General features: G+C 39.2%; 1 protein-coding gene. It reads left to right on the top strand.

Annotation, left to right across the window (positions count from 1 at the left end; translation table 11 throughout):
- A partial coding sequence (locus ACJMMI_RS06870; RefSeq protein ID WP_405354480.1) for a hypothetical protein occupies positions 1 to 1,749 on the top strand: 1,749 nt, incomplete at its 5' end.
- Positions 1,750 to 2,345 lie beyond the last annotated feature (596 nt).

Below are 2,345 nucleotides of genomic sequence, written 5' to 3'. Positions count from 1 at the left end.
ATTTACCCTTGGACCGGTGAGGAAAAAGACTTTGCGCTCATTATGGACCTTCTCAACGATCCATCTCAACAAAAAGCACTCGGAGCGTTCTATACCCCACCAATATATGCAGAGAAAGCCTTAGAGTTAGTAAGAGAGGCTATTAGAAGAGTTCCAAAAGGAAACGATTATATAATTCTTGATAGATGTGCTGGCACGGGAACGCTTGAAATTGGTTTATCTGAAGAAGAACTGACTCATGTTATTGTGAGCACATACGAACTAAAAGAGTGGCACGCCCTAAAAGACAGACTCGGTGCTGGAATTGTTCGGCATATTATTCCTCCCATCCCCATCGATAAAAATGCATATCCAAACTATGATCAGGGTACAGGTTTCTTATCCGGTGCCGATGCACTTTCCAAAGAGTTTTTAGAGAACCAAACAATTATGCAATATGTCAATAATCCTAATTGCAATGTAATTGTATTTGAAAATCCTCCGTATAAGGATATTACTGCAAAAGACAAAACCGCTGAGAAAGTAAAACCTTTTGTATATCACGAATTCATTCGTGCAGGTACTGATAATGCCTCCCACAGAGAATTGGCTTATTTGTTTATTTGGAGTGCCATTAAGTATTATTTGATAAAAACAAACGACAGTTTGATTTTGTTTTCTCCCGTAAAGTATTTTAAAGCCAGCAATATGATTACAGAAGACTTTTCTTTTGTTGACGGTTATCTCTTCAACAGAAAACACTTTCACGCTACTGCTGCTGCAATTTCTTGTATTCTATGGCACAAAAACGGTGCTAAAAACACCATGCCCCAATCACTGGATTTAAAGGCATATAACGTTATCGATGACAAACTAACCGAAGATACAACAGTAACAATTAAGAAGGTTAAAGGAAATTTTAGTCTCTATGTCCCAACAAAGAAACAATATGTTGGCGACATCGAATCCGATGTGTGCGTTGATATTAAAACAGGCGTTCAATTTGACGGCGTTCCCAATAAAAAAGCGATTTACAACGACAATATTGTTGGTTATTTAAGAGCTACTTCATTTAATTTGTCTGGATTTTCCGGCTGCCTTACAAGAACTGCAACTGCAGATGCTTTAGAGCAATGCTATGGGTATTATTTGAGAGATGAATATTTTTTAAACAAGTTACCTCTTTTTGTTGCAAAATCATTCCCTCAAGAAAAGTGGTATGAGAAAGAGGTCTATTTCACTACATCTGATGGCGGTGAGGAGTATTTGGCAGATAACAATTTTTTAAAAAAATGCTTGTTATGGACGTGTCTTACTTCACGCAATAAATGTTGTACATTTATTGGTTCTGATGGCAAATTCTATAGAAACGAGCTTTGTTTTGACACGAAAGAAATTGCAGGCACGAAAGTTGAAACATTAGCAACCAAAAAACTCAACGATCTCCTTGCCCTTGATATCGCTTTAACCGCACAAGAAGAAGATCTCATGTCAGACTATCGGAGCATATTAAAAGAGATTTCCAAGAAAAATGAGGACGGTGAGTATATTTGTCAAGAATATAATCCCGATTATTTCTATGGGCTGTTCCAAATTATTCAAGAGATAGATGTGAAGACCATCCAAGGGTATGACAAAAACGGCAAGGAAAAGTTAGGGCATAAGTACGGTGACTTGCATAATATGATTAATGCGTATGGCAAGAAATTATGGAGCTACTATAAAAATTGTTTAGTTGACGATCTTTTTAGATATGAGTTGCTTAAATGACGGAAAGCGGTGGCGAACTTCGCCGCCGCTTTTTATTAAACGATATTCGATGTTTTCTTTAAGACTTAACATATATGTACTTTTGTTCCCTTGGCATACCATCCGCTATCGGTTGAAATAATCCTTGACAATTTCGTGTGCGGTATAGTAATATATTGGCACGGGGACGAAATGTCTTGCGTTTATTGTATGCGGCTATGAGCCACGGGCCGAAAGTGCTGGGACGAACAGTGCCGGGATCGGGAAAATGTGCTACATAGTCGGGCCGAGGGCCGAGTAATCGAACGGCCGAGAGTGTTGCTCACGTTGGGACGCCAGCGACAAACGGGTACACATTATCGATTAGGTATAGTAGCAGGATGGTGGTCGTTCTGCACGGAATATGGCTTGATGAGCGTATTCCACTTACTTCTTTAACGAGAAGTAGGTGGAGTGCGCTCTTTTTTATTTACCCAAGCGATAACGGTCCGTTTTAATGGACCAAAAAACAAATACGATATAGACAGCTACAGAAAGAATGGGCCGGGTAGAAGGACCGCCCGGCAAAAGAAAAATCAGAAGAAAGAAGGAAGTAAAAGATGGAAAAACGGATGAAA

It is taken from the genome of Ruminococcus sp. (assembly GCF_045129435.1).
Lineage (GTDB): Bacteria > Bacillota > Clostridia > Oscillospirales > Acutalibacteraceae > Ruminococcoides.
Note: the sequence above shows the minus strand (reverse complement) of the source record. Positions and strands in the feature narration are given on the sequence as shown.